Origin of the sequence: Fibrobacter sp., from assembly GCA_012523595.1 — a bacterium.
Classification (GTDB): Bacteria; Fibrobacterota; Chitinivibrionia; order Chitinivibrionales; family Chitinispirillaceae; genus JAAYIG01.
The window spans coordinates 1-21090 of the sequence record JAAYIG010000209.1 but is presented as its reverse complement, the minus strand read 5'-3'; the positions used below and the strand labels follow the sequence as shown (position 1 = coordinate 21090).

The 21090-nt window shown below is 46.0% G+C and carries 14 protein-coding genes; 7 read left to right on the top strand and 7 right to left on the bottom strand.

Annotated elements, in window-relative coordinates:
- Positions 1-146 precede the first annotated feature (146 nt).
- Both GX089_14510 and GX089_14505 read right to left on the bottom strand, forming a co-directional pair.
- Positions 147-842 (bottom strand): transposase, encoded by a 696-nt coding sequence (locus GX089_14510; protein NLP03703.1) that lies wholly within the window; start codon positions 840-842, stop codon positions 147-149.
- 28 nt (positions 843-870) lie between these two features.
- The gene (locus GX089_14505) at positions 871-1113 is read right to left on the bottom strand and encodes a transposase (GenBank protein ID NLP03702.1); all 243 of its coding nucleotides are present in this window, start codon (positions 1111-1113) and stop codon (positions 871-873) included.
- Positions 1114-1836: 723 nt separating this feature from the next.
- Between GX089_14505 and GX089_14500 the strand changes: the two genes are divergently transcribed.
- The 4 genes from GX089_14500 (at position 1837) to GX089_14485 (ending at position 13152) form a co-directional block, all read left to right on the top strand.
- Positions 1837-4377, top strand: coding sequence for a SpoIIE family protein phosphatase (locus GX089_14500; GenBank protein NLP03701.1), 2541 nt, complete (start codon positions 1837-1839; stop codon positions 4375-4377).
- Between the two features lie 579 nt (positions 4378-4956).
- Entirely contained in the window at positions 4957-10620 is a 5664-nt protein-coding gene (locus GX089_14495; protein NLP03700.1) for a hypothetical protein, read from the top strand.
- 320 nt (positions 10621-10940) lie between these two features.
- Positions 10941-11783, top strand: a complete 843-nt coding sequence (locus GX089_14490) for a DUF4184 family protein (GenBank protein ID NLP03699.1) — start codon at positions 10941-10943, stop codon at positions 11781-11783.
- A gap of 124 nt (positions 11784-11907) precedes the next feature.
- The gene (locus tag GX089_14485; protein ID NLP03698.1) at positions 11908-13152 is read left to right on the top strand and encodes a lamin tail domain-containing protein; all 1245 of its coding nucleotides are present in this window, start codon (positions 11908-11910) and stop codon (positions 13150-13152) included.
- An 83-nt stretch (positions 13153-13235) separates the two neighbouring features.
- Here the strand turns inward: GX089_14485 and GX089_14480 are convergent, their stop codons facing one another.
- On the bottom strand, positions 13236-13886 hold the full coding sequence (locus GX089_14480; protein ID NLP03697.1) for a YdcF family protein: 651 nt from the start codon (positions 13884-13886) through the stop codon (positions 13236-13238).
- A 210-nt stretch (positions 13887-14096) separates the two neighbouring features.
- On the opposite strand from GX089_14480, the gene GX089_14475 reads away from it, so the two are divergent.
- A complete protein-coding gene (locus tag GX089_14475; GenBank protein NLP03696.1) occupies positions 14097-14822 on the top strand; it encodes a hypothetical protein in 726 nt (241 codons plus the stop codon).
- A 21-nt stretch (positions 14823-14843) separates the two neighbouring features.
- Here GX089_14475 and galE read toward each other — a convergent pair whose 3' ends face one another.
- The 4 genes from galE to GX089_14455 all read right to left on the bottom strand — a co-directional run bounded on the left by galE (position 14844) and on the right by GX089_14455 (position 19062).
- The gene (gene galE, locus GX089_14470) at positions 14844-15821 is read right to left on the bottom strand and encodes a UDP-glucose 4-epimerase GalE (GenBank protein ID NLP03695.1); all 978 of its coding nucleotides are present in this window, start codon (positions 15819-15821) and stop codon (positions 14844-14846) included.
- On the bottom strand, positions 15818-17299 hold the full coding sequence (locus tag GX089_14465) for a S1 RNA-binding domain-containing protein (protein ID NLP03694.1): 1482 nt from the start codon (positions 17297-17299) through the stop codon (positions 15818-15820). The genes galE and GX089_14465 overlap by 4 nt, the downstream gene beginning before the upstream one ends.
- Before the next feature lie 397 nt (positions 17300-17696).
- The gene (locus GX089_14460) at positions 17697-18395 is read right to left on the bottom strand and encodes an SDR family oxidoreductase (protein ID NLP03693.1); all 699 of its coding nucleotides are present in this window, start codon (positions 18393-18395) and stop codon (positions 17697-17699) included.
- A complete protein-coding gene (locus GX089_14455; GenBank protein ID NLP03692.1) occupies positions 18388-19062 on the bottom strand; it encodes a Crp/Fnr family transcriptional regulator in 675 nt (224 codons plus the stop codon). The genes GX089_14460 and GX089_14455 overlap by 8 nt, the downstream gene beginning before the upstream one ends.
- Positions 19063-19684: 622 nt before the next feature.
- On the opposite strand from GX089_14455, the gene GX089_14450 reads away from it, so the two are divergent.
- Positions 19685-20515, top strand: a complete 831-nt coding sequence (locus GX089_14450; protein NLP03691.1) for a 4Fe-4S binding protein — start codon at positions 19685-19687, stop codon at positions 20513-20515.
- A 105-nt stretch (positions 20516-20620) separates the two neighbouring features.
- Entirely contained in the window at positions 20621-20980 is a 360-nt protein-coding gene (locus GX089_14445) for a cupin domain-containing protein (GenBank protein ID NLP03690.1), read from the top strand.
- The last annotated feature ends 110 nt before the right edge of the window (positions 20981-21090 follow it).

Sequence of the window (21090 nt, the reverse complement as noted above, 5' to 3'; positions counted from 1 at the left end):
TAAATGGGTCTGGTATTTGTACTGGTCTATTCAAAAAGCCTGTCCCACACTCCCAGTTTCTATGAGTTCTGAAGGGGTGAAATAATTGTGAATTTAAGATTTCTTGGAGGGGAAGTCCAGACTGTCTCAAAATAGGAAATTGAATTTCATCTGTACATCACAACGTTACTAGGCCTCTGATAGCATCTTTTTAATACTGTACCATGAGGGCACACAAAAACATCACGATTAATGTCATATGTAAATTTGTTAACGTGGTATTTGTCATCACTTTTCTTTCCTGCATTTGTATTATAATTTTCTGGTATATTTACATAAACATCTGTTTGCTCCCGCAATTCCTCACTTCTGGCTATCTCTTCTCCTGAGAAGTATCCGGCATCAGCAACACTGTATTTAGCGTTGTTTCCTACAGTATCCTTCACCTCTTCAATCATCTCTGTTAACAGATGGTTATCCGATTCTTTTTGACTAACCTGCGATCCTACTATTATTCCATGCTTCTGGTCTGCAACTGCCTGTGCATTATAGGCATACTCTATTGCTCCACTGCTTGTAATCATCTTGCGGCTGTCTATATCCACAGGACTCAAAGTTCCATTCTTCTTATCCTGAAAAGAATCAACGGCTTCTTTAACTCTCTTTTTCAGCTCCACTGTATTCTCAAGAACTTCTGGTAATCTGTCATCAGGTTTATCTTTTCTTTGTTCAATTTCTCTTTCTATTGCTTCAATATATTCATCCAGACGCTCCATCAGTTTCTTCATTCCATCTTTGTCCAGCTTTTTGAATCTTGACGCATTAGCAACGATCTTTGTTCCATCAATTGCGTGGTATACCATCCCTACAAGATCTTTTTTATTGCTATCTTTACCGATGTTTTGAAAATTCCTTAATTGCCTTCTTATTTTCGGAGAAGAATCTCCAGAAAGTGTTATGGTCAGGAGAATTCATTCCTGTTAACCAAAGGAGTGCAATATCACGTTTGCACATCCGTTCCAATTTCCTACAACTGTTTATTTTTCCGTAAGAGACGTAAAGCCAGATCTTAAGAAGTAATGATGGAGCAAAACTGGGTTGCCCATCAATACTTTCACGTGTTTTAATTCCCATTTCCTTAAGATTAAGAGAATCTACGAACGCCCTGAGCGAAGGGGGGTCTTGGGCTATCCCCTCTGCGTTGACGTAAAGTAGTTCCCAACGGTTAGCATTTACGAGTTGAGTAAGGTTTGGCAAGATAGATACTAAGGTTTAGAGGAAAAAGCATGCTTGAAGGCAGGGCCTGGAACTATTTTTTATATCAATTATGACAGGATAAAATGGTGGATTGCATTCCGATACCGATACCGAAGAGGAGGAAGGGGAATTTAGGCTATAAAACAGGCTAAAAACCCCAGAATAAATTCTTTGAACCGCCAACCAAAACCATACCACTAAGTTTTTGGATTCGGGAAATCCTTAGGGAAATTCCGAATTATCCCCCTCTGATATGCGGAATCAGGGGCGCGGAAGTAATAAATTGACCCTTTGCCTGTCCCTTTTAGGAGTTTTACTTCCGTGTCCTCTTTTTCCGTGTTTTTTTTTCCCCCCACTATTCCCAAATTTTAATCTGGTGATAACATTCAGGTGAGGCTTCCTATTGGTTCCGAAACCCGGCATAATTTGACATTTTCCGGTAAACGTTATATAATACAGTATAAGAACCATGGTCTGAATCGGTACCTTCCGGTTAAACGATTCAGTAAAAAATCTCCTGATTACACATCGGAGTTTGAGCTTCACTGTTTCAGGATACTTGGAGAAACAGGTGGACGGAATTTAAAACAGGGGTCTTAATTGTCAAGCAAAAAAAGCTCGGAATCGGATGCTCCGGCTATAGGTTTTCTGACCGAGAGCGTTAACAGTCTTTACCAGTCCAGGATCTGGATCGGTGTATCGGATGAGGCGGTAAAAAGAGGGTATTCTCTGATCTGTTATGCCGGTGGTTCTCTCAATGTTTCCTCATGGGACCCTTTTGAACCTCAGAGAAATAGCATCTACAATCACATAGATGTCCATAAGCTTAAAGGGCTTGTCATTTCCGGGTCACTGGGGAATTTTATTTCTCCGGCAGAATTCAATGAATTCCTTAGTAAATTCAAAGACATTCCTCTTGTTTGTCTGGGACCGAGAGTTCAAGGCATCCCATCGGTGATTGTCGATAATACCTCAGGGATGAGGGAGCTTATCTCTCATCTGGTCGAGGATCATAACTGCAAAAAGATCGCTTTTGTGAGGGGGCCTGAGGGAAATCAGGAAGCCGAGCAGAGGCTTAAGATTTTCCGTGAGGTTCTTCTTGAACATGGTGTCAGGCCGGATCCGGACCTGATAATGCCGGGGGATTTCAGCAGGGATGCAGGAGCCAGGGCTGTTTATCAGCTTCTGGACCGTGACGGGCTCTCTTTTGAGGCACTGGTGGGTGCAAATGATGACACCGCACTGGGTGCGCTCAAGGCTTTTCAGGAGCGCCATATCAGGGTTCCGGATGAGGTGATGGTGGTCGGGTTCGATGATATCGAAGAGAGCTGTTTTTCCGCGCCTCCACTTACAACAGTAAGGCAGCCTCTTTATGAGATGGGCAGCAAGGCAGTAGAGACACTTATCGGCCTGATAGAGGGTAGAAGTGCCCCGGAGACAATTGTAGTCCCTGCAACTATCACAATAAGACAATCCTGCGGGTGTTTTCGCCTGGAGAAAACCAGGGATGGGCTCTTCCAGAAGTTATCGGGACTTTCCCAGGAGCACAAAGAGTTGTTCTTCAGGGAAGTGGCATCGGTGATGGAGAGGGCCAGGATGAATGCTGTGGAGGCCATAGATGACAACGTGGTGAGGGAGTTTTCCGATTCTTTCATAGGCGAGATTTCCGGAGAAAAGCCGGGAGGGTTTCTGCCGGTTTTAAGCAGAGTTGCCTGGTCTCTTGCACTTGCCGGAGGGGATACGCCGGGACTTCTGAAGGCGATCACGGTCATGCGTCAATTAGCCACCGCTATCTTTGACGGGGGGATCCCGGGGCATATCGAGGAGATATTCCAGAAGGCAAATATGGCAATAGCGGATTCTGCCGCAAGAGCCCAGGCTCATCGCAGGCTCGATGCTGAGCGGCAATCGACGCTGCTAAGAGCTGCCGGCCAGTCTATCGCATCAGCTTTCGATTTCAGCCATCTTCAGGAGGTTATCGCCGCGGAACTCTCCAAGCTGGAGATTAACAACTGCTGGATCTCGCTTTATACAGAGCCGAAGTCTCCCTTGAAGAAGCTAAGGGTTTTCCTTTCGCTTGGACAGGCGATGCCGATAGAGGGACCGGAGTTTGAGGCTCCGGATCTTGTTCCTGCAGGTATGATAGGTACTGGAACCAGATCGCTTCTTGTGGAGCCGCTGTTTTTCAGGGAAGATCAGATTGGGATTGCGGTGTTTGAGGTCAGGAAATGCCGTGATGGATTTACTTATGAGATACTGCGTCAGCATATAAGCAGTGCGCTGAAGGGTGCGATACTGATGAAAAAAGTGCAGGAGCAGGCTCTTGCGCTCGAGGTCGCAAACCAGCAGTTGCAGAAACTCAGGGAGGCGGAGCACGCTTATCTGGAGGCTATAAAGCATGAGCTTGAGCTTGGACGGGAGATTCAGGGTAGTTTTCTCCCCAGGGGGCTTCCTGAGATAGATCACTGGGAGATTCATCCTGCTTTCCAACCCGCACGGGAGGTCTCGGGAGATTTTTACGATGTATTCAAGTTGCCGGATGGAAAGATCGTGCTTGTCATCTCAGATGTGTCGGGTAAAGATGTAGGAGCGGCGCTTTTCATGGCACTTATAAATACCCTGATCAGGGCTCTTACAGAGCAGGCTTTATCCGGTGCGACACATCCCCTGGATGCTGTAAACCTGACAAACAAGTATGTGATAAATCATCACTACGGAAACAACGGCAGATACATGTATGCTACGCTGTTTATGGGGATTCTCGATCCGGAACGCAATGTGATAACCTATGTAAATGCCGGGCATAATCCTCCTGCTGTTGTCAGTGCGCAGGGAGGAGTAAGAAAGTGGATCGAGACGACTGGTCCCGCGGTAGGAATTGTTCCTGACGGGCAGTTTTCGCACAATGAGATTGCGCTTGAACCGGGGGAGATGCTTTTCTGCTACACAGATGGTGTGACTGAGGCCAGGGGTCCTGAAGGGGCGTTTTTCACTAAAAACAAGCTGAATTCTATACTTCAGGTGCCGGTTGGCTCAGCTACTGAGGCTGTAAAGAATGTTGAAGAGGCAGTTAAAGAGCATTGCGCCGGTCAGCCGCCCTACGATGATATAACCATGCTGGCGGTTCGCAGGAAGATTTAATTCTGCCAGAAGAAAATGCATGAGTTTATCCTGATGTAAAGACTTGATTTTCATTCTCTTATGATTAAAAGTAATCGCGATTGCAGGACGCAAAGGTTAAACGCTTCGCGTTTAGAAGAATACGGAACCAGAAGAGATTAAGGGTTCTCCTAAATCGTTTACAATTCATCACACCTTTACTGTTCAGGTGACATAAGAATAAGAGTTTAAAACACGGAGGTCGCAGAGGACGCAAAGGGGTAAACGCTTCGCGTTTTTCTCATGCTTGTGCTCAGGCGAAAAGTGGTTTTTGGTTAGACTGAAGTAAAATGATATGAGACGAAAAGAGGGGTACCAGTTTAACACAAAATATGCTGCTTACCGTAAGGAATGAAAAACCTGTTTCAGGGGTGATTCCAGAGGCTTTTTATAAAACAATCAGCCTGGATGAGGCCTGTCTTTCATCACACTATCACCTGCTATTTTCTGTCAAGAGATAAATTGGGTTTCCAATCCTGAATCGGCATGAACTATATATATGGATGCCGTAACTAAGTAATAATATAAGATCCATTTTAATAATAAGACTTTGAGGTTGATATGTTCAGAAAGTCTTTTAAGTGTTTTATTGCTGTAGCTCTTTTTGCCGGGTACAGTTTCGGGCAGCTTGCTACTGACCCTCTTCCTTATGTTCCCATTGCAAATCCTCTGCCTGATACCATGGATCAGCTTTACAGGGATTCTGTGAATCTGAAAATCTCCAGGGTCCGGGTAAATCAGGCCGGGTATCGTCTCCAGGATACAAAATATTTCTACTATGTGGCGAGTGGTTCCGCATCGTCTTTTCAGGTTATTGATGGTTCATCTAATGTGGCAGCGACCGGTACTATGACCAATACTGGTCAGAGGACAGCAGGGCAGTTAGAGATCAGAGCATCTAATAATGCAACGCTTGTCAGCGGAGGAGATACCCGCTATATCATGACCAGCCCGGAGGTTTCCGGGACAATATTCGAGGGTATTATTCCAGATCTTCCTCCGGGGAAATACAGGGTGGTAGTCGGCTCAGATACATCGGCGGAGTTTTTAATCGATGAGCAGATTTACAGTTGGGTTCGTGATGCGCTGTTGAAGTTTTATGGTGCAAACCGGTGTGGCGATTCACAGTCCTGGTTTCACGGAGCCTGTCATCTTCAGGATGCAGTCACGGGGGGGTGGCATGACTGCGGGGATCACCTGAAAGAGGGTGCGACGATGAGCTACACTGCGGCTGTCCTGGGATTGGCGGCAGCAGCGTTTTCTGACCGTGATGCGGATGTATACAGTGCTGATCAGGGTATTACACTTGTAACTGATGGAATTCCGGATATTTTGTATGAAGCGAAGCATGGAGCCGATTTTGTTCTTCGTTCGTTCGATCTGGCTGGTGGTCAGCCGGGCAAAATGATAACTTCAGTGGGAAGTTTTCAAAATGATCATATGTGGTGGGGGCAACCCGAAAACCAGGATAAGATGCCGACGCTCCGGGGAGGTCCTCCTCGTGAAGCCAGAAATCACCCGACAACCGACTATCTTGGAAAGTATACTGCTAATCTGGCATTTGTTTCAAAGATGTACCGTCCGTACGATGCGGCTTATGCAGACAGGTGTCTTGCTGCAGCAAAAGCTATTTATGAATTTACAAAAACCAGACTGGATAAAACAGATACTCCTGCCTACAATGGTGAGACAAAACTGGATGATGATATAGCTTTTGCCTGTCTTGGGCTGCTCTGGGCAACCGGTGAGCGGAAATATCTTGATGAACTTTGTTATGACAAGACAATAGGTGCCAAAGCTTCAGAAAATAATGTCAAACTGTTCCAGGGCGGATGGTTTACAAATAATGACCCCATATTTTACCATGGTACCGCAAACACCGACTGGGCGTCATCACATGCGCATGTCCTCTGGGGTTTTTTCAAGCTGGTACTCGATGATACCACGTTTTGCCAGCAGCTTGGTCTATCAGAGAATGAGCGTCTTGGTTTGATTGAAAAAACAGTCTATAATTTGATGGCAAATCTTGGTTCAGTTGCAAAGCAGGAAGGACAGATAATCCGGCTTCCGGAAAGTGGCCACTGGGTACCACCTGTTGTAGGATATGTACTTCCCTGGTTTTTAATGCATACCCAGATGGAGTGGGTGTGGAACCGTTACCAGGCGGGTAATATCACGGAGATGTACTACTATTATGATATCGCAACCAGGATACAGGGTATAGCTCTTCCAAACACACCTGCATCAGCGGATTGGAAAGCTGAAGAGGTGAAAACGATTCTTATCCGTATGCTGGATTACATGCTGGGTGTGAATCCCTGGGATATCAGCATGATATACGGGGTTGGTGACAAGAACTTCAACCATCCTCACCACAGGGCGGCAAATCCGGAAGGGAAAAATGTTCCCGGCGCGTTTTACAGGTATCGTCCGCCGGTTGGTGCGTTGCAGGGTGGATATATGCCCACTACTTCCCTGTACAAAGAGCACTACGATGATTATCATCATTCCGAAACAGGAATAGACGGAACGACAAATATACTGATGCCGGTGATTGGCCTGGCAAAGGAGATCGAGATCGGGCCGCCTACCGGAACAGTGCGGATTCTTTATGTGGGGTGTGATAATGCAATCGTAGAGGTCAGGCAGTCCCGTTACGGAGATGCTGTCATAAGGTATGGCAAGGGAGGGAGTACCAGTATGACGGTCTCATCCGATTCATCGGATGTACTGCACCGGATGGTTCTCAAGGGGCTTGAAGAGGGGACTGAATACATCTTTGATGTGGTTGTAAAAGACGTTTACGGCAGGGAGTCGGTGCTTAAAAATATCAATGAGGAGCGCCAGGAGGTATACTTTACTTTTACTACAGGGCAGAACTGTCCCACCAATGCGGATATACAGAATGTCAAAATCTGCAAAGTGACACATGACAGTGCTGAGATATTCTGGTATACTCCCAACGGGGAGTTTGACAGCAGAGTAGTATATGGCGAGCAGAAACCTCCTACAATTACACATGAGGGAGATGTTTCCGGGCACCCCACAAAGTTCCATTACGTGAAAATCGGGGGGCTCAAAGAGAAGACCACCTATTACTTCTATGTGGAGTCAGGTGATTCACGTGATGATAACCAGGGTCAGCTCTATTCTTTTACGACCCCGGTTGAGCATGTCAAATTTGATGTGCGTACACTTCGTTACCACTGGGGTGATAAGCCTGGTATAGGAATAAATATCGTAAACCAGGAAGGCAAGTCGTACGATTCACTGGAAGTAAGGCTGTATTTCAGGGCACAGGAGGGGTTTGAGAAGGATCTTGGAGCGCGGCTTGATATCTGTGTCCTTTACCGCGAAGACGGGTATCAGGAAACAATAGAAGGCGAGTTACGTCAGAGAGTATGGGATAATCTTGTCAAGCAGAAGCCAAAAAAGATGGAGGATACCTACGATCCGACCGACCAGACTTATGCCTATTATCTTACCCTGCCCCTGTGGGATATAGAGATGCATTCTCAATCAAGGATCCGTCTGGATATTATCTTTGTCAGATGGGAACCGGAGAGGGGAATAGATCAGCTCGATGAACCCCCTGTGCATGTGATAAGTGACAGGGACTGGAGTTTCGGACCGCACAGCACAGCACAGGGTGATCCGGTTGATTATCCCGGAGTTCCTGAACTGCCCAAAGATGAGGTTGATAACAGTTATTTTCTTCAGCCGATCAATTATTACGTGACAATTTACCGCAAAGAGGAGTATGTCTGGGGCTATTCTCCATCGAAGGCAGAGCTTGCCACAAAGAAGACTCACTTTGAGCTAACCTCCCAGATTACATCTCCGATAAGTAATCCCAACGCGGATTATTACCTGTATGAGGGATCGGCAAAAACATTGACAGTAAGCGGATATGCAAATGTGACACCGGTTGATGGCAGGATCAATGATATATGGGTAAATGGCGTACGCCTTGACAACCCGTCATCGATGGTTTTCTGGAATGAGGCGAACAAGAACTACGATTTCAATATTCCTGTGCCTGTAAAGAACGGCAGGAATCTGGTTGACGTAACACTTTTCGCGGGACCATCAACGGATTGTGAAGAGTGTTTCGGGTGTGCTGTGACAAATCACAGTTTTTACATTGAGGCGCCTTTTATCCAGCAGTATCCATCAAACCTCTCCATCAGGGATACTGAACTCAAAGTAATAAGTGATACCGCAAAAATAGACACTACGGTTTTCCATATTATCGTGACAGATAAAAACGGGAACCAGAACCGCGGTGCAAAAGATACTCTCTGGGTATCTGTTTACAATCCGATCAACGGTGATTCCCTTGTTGTGAGGGTAGTTGAAACCGCTGATTCGTCGAATGTCTTCCAGACCGAGGTGCCCATATCGGTAGTCAGCCTGGATGTATCGCAGAGAGGGCCGAATCAGATTTCAATGACCGGGGGAGACAGGATAAAGATCACCTATATCGATCCCACGGACCCGTCAGATTCATCGACGGCATTTCTCGCGAGCAAGGCCACATTCCCGGTTGCTGTCAGCGGGAGAATCTTTGATGTAAACGGGGACGGTGCAGTTGATGAGATGGAAGTGGTGTACTCGACAGCAATAAAGGAGCTTCCGGATTCCTTTGAGGTTTTCTTCCCCAATTCATCCACCGGCAGAATAGTAAAGATGCCGGCGGATTCAATGTCAATTGTATCCGACAATACTGTCCGTGCTTATTTCCGTCCAAACTTCCAGCAGGGGATTACAGGCTTTTCATCGGGGATGGCCGGGCAGGGGAACTCATTTATCACCCATGGCGGTGCAGTACGCAAGTCCAATTTCCCGCTTCATGATGCGGCAGGACCGGTTCTTACCGGCACGGTTACTCTTTACGAACGTGAGGGACCGGGAGATGATACTCTTGTAATTTCGGTTTCGGAGGCAGTAACGAGTCTGATCGGAAGTGTTCTTGTGTTAACCAAGGGATCGGGTCAATACCCGATAGCTGTAAAGGCGATAATCGGATCTGATCAGGCGACCAATACATTCACCGTACTGGCAAACGCCGGTGAGATACCGATAGCCAGGGGAGATTCGGTTTCCATAGATCCTGCAGGAACCGTAACTGATGCTACCGGCAACCATGCTCATCCGCAGAATCCACGTATCGAGATTGTTCTCAAGGAGCTGCCGCCGCGTGTGACAGGAGCGTTTTACAAGGATTTGGATCTGGACGGTAAAATTGACTATGTAGAGGTGACCTTTCATAAAGACATAAGTAAAGAAAATCTTGCCGCCGGATTATACTGGAACACAAATTCGATGGTGGTGGTGCCTCAGGACAGCATCTTTTATCCCGGAGCAGATCAGAAAGTGATAGGCATGAGGATAGAGGGGCTTCTTACCGACACTCAGATAGTAACAGGCGGGATGATGCATTTTTCGGGAGTACACAGTTCATTCCCTAACAGCAGTCTGGAGATTGGTGTGGCTGACAGTGCAGCACCGGTAATAATCTCGGCTGTCTATGCTCCGTCTGTGACTGAATCCGAATCTACTCAGGACACATTGACAGTAGAGTTTTCAGAGCCGGTTACAATCGTACCGGGAGTGCCTTTTATTCTGACCTCGAAGGAAACCGGGACGACTTACACTTTTTCGGGTGAGTTATTGAGGGAGAGCGGAAACAAGTCGCACATTTACCTGATCACGGCCATAAATGGAGCCACTTTCCCATCAAGCCGCGATTCTATCCGCATCGACCCGTCATCCGGTATGGCTGACAACAAGGGAATAGTGCAGGACAATCCGGGCAACCGGAATGCTCCTTTAAAGGTAAAGCCGCTGTCGTTTACAATAAAGATAGATGTCGGTCCAAACCCGCTGGTGCATGGAAAATCGTTTGTAGCGGATAACGGTGATTTACCTCCTGGAATCGCGGGTCTTCCCGGGATGGTGATCAGGGTTGTTCCGTTTTCACGGATAGAGACGACGGGTGATTTCAGTGGGAAAGTCGATATTTTGGATCAACTGGGAAACAGGGTTATAAGTGGAGACCTGGTGCCTGGAAGTGGGAGTGCAAGCAGCATGTACTTTCACTGGAACGGGCGTAACCGCAAGGGGAGAGATGTGGGAGTTGGGGTATATATGGCGGTTATAAGGGTTACGTTGAGGGATGGTGAGACGCAGACTACGAGGATGTATTTGGGGGTGAAGAGATAGTTTTTGGCAGTTTTGGCTGTGGCATTAATGCCACAGCCATTGAAGAAAAGCCCGTTTAAACGGGCTTTTTTTTTGCTAGGGGCTGGCATTTATGCCGCCCAAAAATGTGGTTTTTTGCTAGGGGCCAACATTCCATCAAAAAAACCCTCAATTTCCATTTTCCCAAAACGAAATCGGTTTTCAGTCTTTTTTCTCAATTTGGAAAAACCATTTTTAAATTCAGATTAGTTCCGGATTAGAGGTTGCCCTCAGGAGCGATAAGTCCCCTCAGGATTTTCCTTCTGTTCATTTTAACCACCTTCTCAATGAAGACTTAAAATATGCCAGTTACCATTTCTCATCCTGCGTTGTCTGTTCCTATGAGGCGTTTCGGCCTGTTTACATCCGCCCTGGTTCTGGGAAGCATGATTCCTGATTTTGAGTTTTTTCTGCGGCTTTCAGATGGAAAAGCGATAGGACATACCATTCCGGGGGTTTTTATCTTCTGTCTCCCGGTGGGACTGATTTCGCTTTTTGTCTTCCATAAACTGATCAAATTTCCCCTTTTGTCATTAATTCCGCACAATCATCAGGTAAGACTATTCCCTGTCGCACAGAGATTCAGGTTTTTTCCATTGAGCAACTTTATCAGAATTGTTCTCTCACTTGTGCTCGGGGCTTTTTCCCATCTTTTGTGGGACAGTTTGACTCATCATGATGGATGGATAGTGCAGATGTTTCCTGTATTAAACAGTCCCGTATTTGTTTTTCCTCAGGGGACAATGAGAGTCTACTATATCCTGCAGTATGCCGGTTCATTGGCCGGTATTGTTATAATGGTTTACTGGTATCTTAAATGGTACTGGCAGGCAGAACCGCTGAGACACATTATTCCTCACAGATTCAAATTCGCGAAAAAGCTTGCCATTGGCATTGGAATAGGCGGCTTTACAGTGTCCGGAGGGTTTGGGTATGGTTTTTTTACGGTTCCTCATTTGAACACGGTAGAGATGGTAAAAAAGTTTATTACTCACACCTCGATGGCATCAATGAGCAGCTTCATGGTGGCACTTCTTACATTTGGGATCTTGTGGCACTATTTTATTCCTCACCACAAGAGAACAAAAAAGGCCCACGGGAATGAACTGAACCTTCGGCAGAAAGTTTCCCCTGTAAGTCAGTAGAACCATATCAGCTCTTTCAGTTAGGCTTTTCCTTCATTTTAAATCCCTGAAAAAATGGTAAGAAAATTGCTTCATCTTCATGGCTGCAGGCCAGTAATTCTCATTCTGGGAAAGGATAAGTATTATGAGGATAAAGCATTTTGCTGTTTCAGTTTTTCCGGCTGCAATGGTTTTATTCTTGTTTTGCGGGGATTATCCATCCAGCCCGGAATCTAAAAATGGATCGTTGGTGATCAGAGCCCAGATTCTGCAAAGCAATCTTGCCAAAGCATCGGAATCGATGCTGACTACCTATGACAGCGTGGTGGTAGTAGTCAGCGCGTCTGACATAGGTACAATGCGGAGGAGCAAAAAGATCACTTCGGGAGAATTTCTCTTTACGGATACGTTTCCGGGTATCCCATCCGGAAGTAACCGGAAAATCACAGTTACCACTGTAGATAAGAGCGGATTTACGGTGCATGTAGATTCTGTGGGTTCCAGGACTGTGCGGATATATCCGGGATCGGTTTCAGATGTAAACGCTGTCCTTGTCCCGGCGGTGGGCTCGATCTATTTACAAATAGCTGGTATTCCGACATCGGTGGATTCCATTTTCGCATCTTTTGTCTCAAAAGACACAAGCTGGGTAGTGCATACTGGCAGAAATACGAGAGTTTTCATCAGCATAGATAAAATTCCCAACAAAACCAAAGGCACACTCTACGTATCCGGGGTAGGGCCCGGGGGTGATACTATTTACACCGCATCGAGGGATCTGACATTCAATGCTCTTTCAAACAGTTCTGTTACTCTTGAATTCAAAGGCCTTCCGGGAAATCTTTCCCTCAATCTTTCGATTTATGATCCCGGAATAACTTTAGTATCTGGAAGTATGGATGGATTAAATATCGCGGATACGGAAAGCGGTATTCTATTTATAACCGAGTTAATGTACAAAGTTGATAAAGCAGAATATGTGGAAATTTACAATCCAGGAACAGATTCGCTTTTTCTCGATACACTTTTGGTAGTGCTTGATAAAACAATAAATACAATTACAGATGTGGAGATAGAAGGAAAAGGTTTTTATGTGTTTGGAAGAGGAGATGGCTCCTGGATTGATCAGTCAAATTCATTTCTTAACCTGTCAGCATCCGGTAACTGGATCGCATTACTGAGCAAAGACTCTACTGTGATTGATCAGGTGATCTTTACCGGTGAATCCAACAAAATAGAATGGCCGGTAGTAAAGGACAGCAGATCAATTGAGCTTGTCAATAAGTCATACGATGCCCTTTCTAATAATTTCGGAAGAAACTGGCGGGAATGTCCTGTTTTTTATGATTCAGCGGGGTGGTATGGGACACCAGGGTTTAAGGTGGAATAAACCTCTGATTATGAGAAGATTTCTCCTCAAAGATTCGTCGAAATGACAAACTAGTCGTCTGATGAAGAGGCACTTCGATCTAATCAGGGAGCAGAAAAGGTTACTCTGGCGTAGATATAAGCGATAGATTCACTTAATACCGATCTTACTCCCTCGCTGAACATCCACCATCGGGATGGATCGTAATCGCGGTTTTCGGTGGAGATCACTCCTACTCTGAATTTTTTGCCTAATGCTTTACGAAAAAGATAAGCTGATCTGCGGGAGTGCACACTGAATGAGAAAAGATCTATGACACAGGAATCTTTATCGAGAAGAAAATCCTTGACTGTGAGCGCGGACTGCCAGGTACGATCTTTCCTGGTGTGCGGCGAGGGAAGAGAAATAATCTGCTTTTCTGGAATACCAAGCTCTTTCAATGTGGCTGCTGCCAGTTCGGCAAGAGTATTATATTCCCTTAAATAAGAACCCTGCTTAAGTGGGCCCCCTGTGGAAATAAGCATTCTGTAATCACCCTCCCTGAAAACCCTTGCAGCTTCCTCCAGACAATAGTCAGGAATCCATCCCTCAACTATCAGAATACTTCCTCCCAGAGGTCTGTTTACTGAAAGGAAATTATGCACATTCAGGAAAAAAACACAACCAGTAGTCAGAACAACAGAAACAAACAGTACCCATCCGGTAAGTGTGGGGACTCTGCACTGAGTTTTTTTAAGGAGTTTAGGAAATTTCATACCATGATTTGTTTGATTAGATACTGACTTTGATTCGCATGATTAAAGGATTACCTGTTTTGATATTGATACCGATGCCAATTCCGATACCGACCCCGAGCCGGAGAAGACAGTTTCCTTGTTTAAACGTCAAATATTGTATATTAGTTCTGTATCTACTTCTCAAAAAATTTCCTTTTCCGGTTCAATAACAGAACGGCTTATCTCATAATGTTAAAACTACTCTCTGTAATCCCTGTCTGTGCGGTTTTTGTACTTAGTTCAAGTCCGGCGAAAACTTTACACTATGTTGCCGATTCCAACATCCTGAATGACACATCACTTACCATATTGTATCTCCCCCTTAAATCGATCAAATCGGAATATATCGATAATACATCATTAAAACCGGAAGTGGAATACAGTGATTCTTTTTACATCGAAGCTGCAAACGCGCTTGTGCTTTTTGAGCTTTCCAGGATATTTAAAGTAACTGATCAGCATCCGGATTCCACAGGAAACAAAAAAGTGCCGCAAATAGAGGAATACTGGTCAAATCTGGTGAAAAGTGAAACATCAAAGGATACGATCAGTGAACTGATTGCCGGCATAGCGAAGGAGTTCAATTCGGATCTGGTCGCGGTTCCATACAGTTGCTCCATAAAACACAGCGCAGTGAGGCAGAAAGGGTGGAGAGGCGGAAAATATGAGGGATCGTATGTGCGTCCTGTCACATATTCGGCAAATGCGCAATTTCATGTCCAAATATGGAGCAAGGATGGAAAATTGCTTTACGAAAAGATAGGTCTGGGGGCTACAGGAAGGCCGATTTTTTATTCGATGTTTAAGAAAAGGACCCCGGATGCTTCATCACCGACATTTGCCAGGAAACTCTTCGCTCCGCCGCTGGCAAAAGCCCTCAAAGAGGCAATCCGAAAATCTCTGGAAGTGAGATGAGTTTTCAGTTGTTTTGGCTTGTCAATTAACAACTGAATTCTGATAAACTTTCCAGGTGCTCCTTATCAGCGTTTCGGCATCACTGTACTTCGCCACCCATCCAAGGAGTTTCCGGGCCAGTTGTGAGGAAGCGACGAGTTTGGCCGGATCACCGGGTCTCCTGGGAGCAATTCTTGACGGAATCTCTCTGCCTGTGACCTCTCTGGCCTTTTCCACCATCGTCTTTACACTGATACCGTTTTCGCTTCCCAGGTTCACCATAATGCTCGAATTTTCATTGGAGATATAATCAAGTGCTCTGATATGCGCATCGGCCAGATCACTTACATGTACATAATCCCTTATGCAGGTCCCATCAGGAGTATCATAGTCATCGCCGAAAATTGCCAGCTCAGATCTTACCCCTGATGCGGCTTCCATGACCACGGGAAGGAGATTTTCCGGTTTTATCTCCAGCCCCGTGATTCTTCCCTCGATATCGTATCCGGCTGCATTGAAATAGCGTAGAGCGGCATAGCGGAGGCCCTTGAGACGGTCGTACCAGTGAAGAATCCGCTCGATTTCCAGTTTTGTAAATCCGTAGTAGTTTGCTGGATTTGCCGGATGATTCTCGTCAACTGGAAGGTACTTCGGTTCACCGTAAACAGCCGCTGATGAGGAAAAGACGATGTACTTTACACCTGAGCTTACAGCCGCGTTCAAAAGGTTTATGGTTCCGGTGATGTTGTTGAGAGAATACTTTTCCGGCGCGATCATCGATTCCCCGGCAGCCTTGAACGCCGCAAGATGAATTATGGCATCACAACCTTTATCCATGGCATAACGCACCCTGGCGTAATCGAGTATGTCACCCTCGATAAAATGGGTGTCCGGAAAAAGATTCTCGTTACGTCCGGTTGACATGTTATCAAATACTGTGACACTATGCCCTTTATCAATAAGAGCCCTGACAACGTGGCTGCCGATATACCCGGCGCCTCCGAAAGCCAGAATATTCATTTTTTCCCCTTCAAGGCAGCAAGAAGAGCGCTGCCGAATTCAGTAGATGCCTTCTTTTCCTGCAGCACTTTTTCCTGAGAGTCAAGGTACTTTGAAACCTCTTTATTGTTGTTCACTGTTTCGGTGACCCCAAAGGAGAGTGAGATACGACGGTTTTCGGTATCTATAGACTCCACTGTCACAGTGATAACATCTCCCTCTTTCAAGGAATCTTTTTTATCTTTGGAGATATTGCCGAAAACAAGAAGGGCGGTGACTCCCTGGTCAAGATCCACAAAGTATCCGTACCTGCTTTTTTTGACGACTGTCCCGGATACCTCGGATCCAACAGGGAAACGGCTTTCCACATCACGCCACGGATCATTGGAAACATCCTTGAGACTCAGAGAGATTGTCTTTTTGTTTTCGTCAATGCCGAGGATATTGACATTCACCAGATTTCCCTCCTGAACAACTTCGGAAGGATGATGGATTCTTTTTCCCCAGGACATCTCGGAGATATGCACCAGCCCCTCAACACCAGGGATAAGTTCAACAAATGCACCGAAATTGGTGATTCTTGTTACCTTGCCCTGCACAGACTGGCCGGGTGAAAATTTAGAACCGACAGATTTCCAGGGATCATCAAGGACCTGCTTGATAGAAAGAGAGATTCTGGAGTTGCGCAGCGGTTCCTTTTTCTCTACTTTCAATACCACCACATCGATATCCTGACCCACCGAGAAGAGCTCATCGAGCTTCTCTGCCCTCTCCCATGAGACCTCGGAGATATGTACCAGTCCCTCGATATTGTTCAAATCAACGAAAAGCCCGAACTCGGTAATTTTTGTTATCTTGCCTCTGAGGACCGTGTGATTGACTACCGCATCCTGTAAAGCATCAAATCTTGAACTGAGATCCTGCTCCAGAAGAGGGATTCGGCTGACGACTATATTTCTTCCTCCCTCGGTAATTCTGGTTATTACAAAATCCATAGTTTTGCCAAGGTAGGAGTTGATATCCTCTGTAAATTTGATATTGATCTGAGAAACCGGGCAAAATGCCCTGTTACCCATGATTTTTACATTCAGACCGCCCTTGTTGATTCCGGTGACTTTTCCCTGTACAGGGACACGGCTGTTCATGGCCTCGATCAGTTCAGACACAGGCACAGACTGGCCTCCCATGCTCTTGCTCATGATGATTTCATCAGCCCTGTCTGATACCACAAATGCGCTTATTTTATCTCCGACTTTTACAGACAACTCACCGTTTTCTCCGCTCAATTCAGTGACTTTCATGAGTGCTTCGTTTTTAGCTCCGATATCGATAAAGACGTATTCGCTTCCGATGCGGGTGACTTTTCCGGTCACTTTCAGTCCGGGGGTGATATCTGTGCGTACTTTCTTGTCGTATTGTTCGATCATTTTCAGCAGTTGGTCTGATGCCTGATCGTTGCCTGACTGCTCATCGAAAAAATCATCTCTTTCCTTGTTCATCTGGAAAACTCCTGAGATTGTCGCCCTGAGAAAAAGGCGTTCTGATGTGAAATTTTTGTCATTACAGAAAATAATTCAAGACCTTGCAGAGCATGTATGCGAATAGTTGGGGGAAATATTGTTTTGGGGGGATTGGATTATCGGGGGCGTAATCGGCGGCATCAATCGGCGGCATAAATGCCACCGCTAGCCAAGGGAAGCCCGTTAGAAACGGGCTTCCTCATACCCCGATTTCATCGGGTTTTATGTTTCGTGGAGGTGTCATTGATGATACCGACCGACCCCCCGGCGGCATAAATGTCCGCCTCTAGCCAAAAAAAGCCCGTTAGAAACGGGCTTTTTCACCCCGATTTCATCGGGGTTCTCATGAATAGAGGCGTCATTAATGACGCCGACCCTATGACGCCTCCCTATACTCCTGCGCCCTGAAAAGCTTCCCGCAGGTGTCATCATCCAATAGCACCGGTACCAGCGCACCCGGAATCACAGATTCCACGGGATTGGGAGCATTTGGCCCTCCCAGGTCGGTCCGGAGCCATCCCGGGTCCAGAAGATTCATCAGTACCCCTGTGCTGCTCAGATGCTTTGCCATGTCCGTCACATATTTATCCAGGGCAGCTTTCGATGCGGCGTAGGGCATAAGCTGAGGCTCATCCTTGATTCCTGATGTCACATTGACAACACGGCCGAATCCTCTTTTAATCATCGACGGGATAATGAGATTACAGAGCATGATCGGGGCAATTGTATTAACAGTGAAACTTCTTATATAATCGGTCTCTTCAGTGATAAAATAGTCGGTACGGTACTGGGTCATGATTGCTGCGTTGTTGAAGAGAATATCGAGTCCACCGGATAGTTTTTCCGCCTCCTCGGCAAGTTTTCTGACTGTCTTTGTTTCGACAAGTTCAGCCTGCACCTGGAAGACCTTTACATTCCGGGAGGAGATCTCTTCGGCGAGCTTTTCAGTATGGGAAAGATTCCTGCTGTGGATAATGAGATTACATCCCTTTTCAGCAAGCGCAATTGACACCTGCTTTCCTATTCCTCTGCTTGCACCTGTGACAAGTGCCCATTTACCCTTGATATCAATCATTTTTTCTCCTTGAAGGCATTAATTGATCTTCTTCACCGTAATTTTTCCAGTATTCATCCTTTATCAGTATTTTCCCGCCTTCCCACACCATCATGCCGCTTGATTTGAGATTCGCAAGGATGCGGGAGAGGGTTTCCGGGGTGGCCCCTATCGCAGCGGCCATCTCTTTCTTTGACATCCCGGGAGTGATCTGATTTTTCATCCCGTATTGATCCTTCAGGAAAAGATAGAACCTGTGCTCCACTGAATGCGACTGAAAATGCATCAGACGCTCGGTCAGATAGCGCTGCTTGTGCATCAGAAGGACAATAAAGTCGTTTCTGAATGATTGATCATTGAGAAGACAGTGGAATTGATGTTTCGGGAGGGCAAAAACGGTGCTGTCCTTTACAGCAGTCGCGGTTACCGGATATTGATCCTTTTCAAAAAGAATCACCTCACCGAAAACTTCTCCCGGATGGATCATCTTTACAACTACCTCTTTGGTATCAGGCCCGGATTTCACCAACTGGATACTTCCGTGCCCCATGAGATAGAGAGCAAAACCCTTGTCCCCCTCATGAAAAAGAGTCTCTCCCTTCTGAAGCCGTTTCGGGATAGCGATTTCAGCGAGCATCTTTTTGCTCCTCTCGGAAAGGCCTCCGAAAAGCTCGGTAAAATCCAGCATTCTGAGCATGTCCATGGTGTGTATGATTTACCTTTCGCTTCGGTTCGATTCGGGATAAGATTAGGTTTTAAACAAAATAATTCGGTTTTTGGGGTTGGAACATTAATTGTAATGTAATGATAATGATATAGAATAAATATCAAAATAATTGATAGTCATATATAAAAAGCATCAAAAAAAAGGTAGGGGCCGTATTCCTGGCCCCTAAAACCCCCGCTGAAGGTGACGAATCATTATCCATGCCGGAAGACCGTCATGGGTAGGACTTGCTACGTGACTGTTGTTAATTACAAGCAACATTTTTGCCTCTACGCCGTTCCTGCGTCAAGACTCCGTTTCCCCATAGCATCTGATTTGCAGCACCGATTGTAAAACCACAAATCTCCGTTTCGGGGTCGGTATCGGAATCGATCCTTTTCTAAATCCTTCTTAATCAGCTTAATCATAGTTCAAGACATTTCTTAAAATTAAAACTATTTCGCCCCTTCAGGGCTGCATTGTTATATGCAGAAGGCGGGAATTAATGTGAAAAAAATCTCATTTTCTTGATTTACATCAAGAAAGGTTCCCCGCAAAAAACGCATATTAAATAGTGAGAGGTGAAAGAAAAAGGGAGGAAACGATGAAACGCAGCATTATCAGTATCGATGAAGAAAAGTGTAACGGATGTGGGTTATGTATTCCGAATTGTCCCGAGGGGGCGATTCAGATAATCGACAACAAGGCAAGACTGGTCAGTGATATCATGTGTGATGGTCTGGGGGCGTGTCTGGGGCACTGTCCTCAGGGCGCGATCACTGTAGTAGAGAGGGAAGCTGAAATTTACGATGAGAGAAAAGTCATGGAAAATATAGTCAAGCAGGGCGAAAATACCATCGCTGCTCATCTGGAACATCTCAAAAGCCACAACCAGGAGCAGTATTACAATGAAGCGGTCGCTTTTCTGAAGGAAAACGGCTTGCCTGTACCCGATGCGGGCACAGAGAAGAAAGAGACCCATGGTGGCGGATGTCCCGGTTCGAGGACAATCACTTTCCAGAATACTGTCAGTGGGGATACTACAGACAGCGAATCGTATTTGACCCACTGGCCTGTACAATTGCATCTGATTTCGCCAAATGCTCCTCATTACAGGGGATCGGATCTTCTCCTGGCGGCAGATTGCACGGCTTTTGCATCTGGAGGTTTCCACCGGGATTTCCTCAAGGGTAAAACCCTGGCCATAGCATGTCCGAAGCTCGATGAGGGGCAGGAGATATACTTCGATAAGATAAAGGCGCTGGTCGATGATGCGAAAATCAACACCTTGACAGTGGTTACAATGCAGGTGCCCTGCTGTGGAGGACTTCTCAATCTCGCGAAGCAGGCAGTGATGGCGGCGAAGAGAAAGGTTCCGGTAAAAAGTATCGTGATAAGTCTCAGGGGAGAAGTGCTTAAGGAGGAATGGGTTTAGGAGTACAGGAGCACAGAATCCCTTTTGGGGGATCTGGAGGCTCCAGGTTCTTGATAGTAAACAAACGCATTTGTCTGAAAAATCTAAATCAGAAGGAGGTAGGAGATGAGCACAAAGGGACCGGGAAAAGTCGATCCGCAGTTGATCGCAAAGCCATTCAAATATGCTGATCTTGTCAATTATAATCCGGGTGCTGTTGTAAGCCGTACAATTATCGACAGCAAAGAGGGAACGGTTACAGTCTTCGCGTTTGACGGAGGACAGAGGCTCAGTACCCACTCAGCTCCATTCGATGCACTCCTGGAGGTAATCGACGGATACGGTGTGATAACTATCGAGGATACCGAGTACAGGGTTGAGACCGGGCAGCAGATTATCATGCCGGCGAATAAACCTCATGCGGTTGACGCGCCTGAGAAATTCAAGATGGTTCTGATTATGATCAGATCAGGACAACAATTATAGGGTTCATTAAACTTGTAAAGAGATGATAAGTGGGAGGTCTCCCCCTGTCTCCAGCCCGCAGAGGACTGCGGTCTTCCGCCACCCCCTCTGTGTTGACATAGTGTAGTGCC

What these genes read in the sequence shown, in the direction of transcription:
- GX089_14510 (NLP03703.1), bottom strand. Translation starts at nt 842, where the DNA reads ATGGTATACCACGCAATTGATGGAACAAAGATCGTTGCTAATGCGTCA.
- GX089_14505 (NLP03702.1), bottom strand. Translation starts at nt 1,113, where the DNA reads ATGGGAATTAAAACACGTGAAAGTATTGATGGGCAACCCAGTTTTGCT.
- GX089_14495 (NLP03700.1), top strand. Translation starts at nt 4,957, where the DNA reads ATGTTCAGAAAGTCTTTTAAGTGTTTTATTGCTGTAGCTCTTTTTGCC.
- GX089_14490 (NLP03699.1), top strand. Translation starts at nt 10,941, where the DNA reads ATGCCAGTTACCATTTCTCATCCTGCGTTGTCTGTTCCTATGAGGCGT.
- GX089_14485 (NLP03698.1), top strand. Translation starts at nt 11,908, where the DNA reads ATGAGGATAAAGCATTTTGCTGTTTCAGTTTTTCCGGCTGCAATGGTT.
- GX089_14480 (NLP03697.1), bottom strand. Translation starts at nt 13,886, where the DNA reads ATGAAATTTCCTAAACTCCTTAAAAAAACTCAGTGCAGAGTCCCCACA.
- GX089_14475 (NLP03696.1), top strand. Translation starts at nt 14,097, where the DNA reads ATGTTAAAACTACTCTCTGTAATCCCTGTCTGTGCGGTTTTTGTACTT.
- galE (NLP03695.1), bottom strand. Translation starts at nt 15,821, where the DNA reads ATGAATATTCTGGCTTTCGGAGGCGCCGGGTATATCGGCAGCCACGTT.
- GX089_14465 (NLP03694.1), bottom strand. Translation starts at nt 17,299, where the DNA reads ATGAACAAGGAAAGAGATGATTTTTTCGATGAGCAGTCAGGCAACGAT.
- GX089_14460 (NLP03693.1), bottom strand. Translation starts at nt 18,395, where the DNA reads ATGATTGATATCAAGGGTAAATGGGCACTTGTCACAGGTGCAAGCAGA.
- GX089_14455 (NLP03692.1), bottom strand. Translation starts at nt 19,062, where the DNA reads ATGCTGGATTTTACCGAGCTTTTCGGAGGCCTTTCCGAGAGGAGCAAA.
- GX089_14450 (NLP03691.1), top strand. Translation starts at nt 19,685, where the DNA reads ATGAAACGCAGCATTATCAGTATCGATGAAGAAAAGTGTAACGGATGT.
- GX089_14445 (NLP03690.1), top strand. Translation starts at nt 20,621, where the DNA reads ATGAGCACAAAGGGACCGGGAAAAGTCGATCCGCAGTTGATCGCAAAG.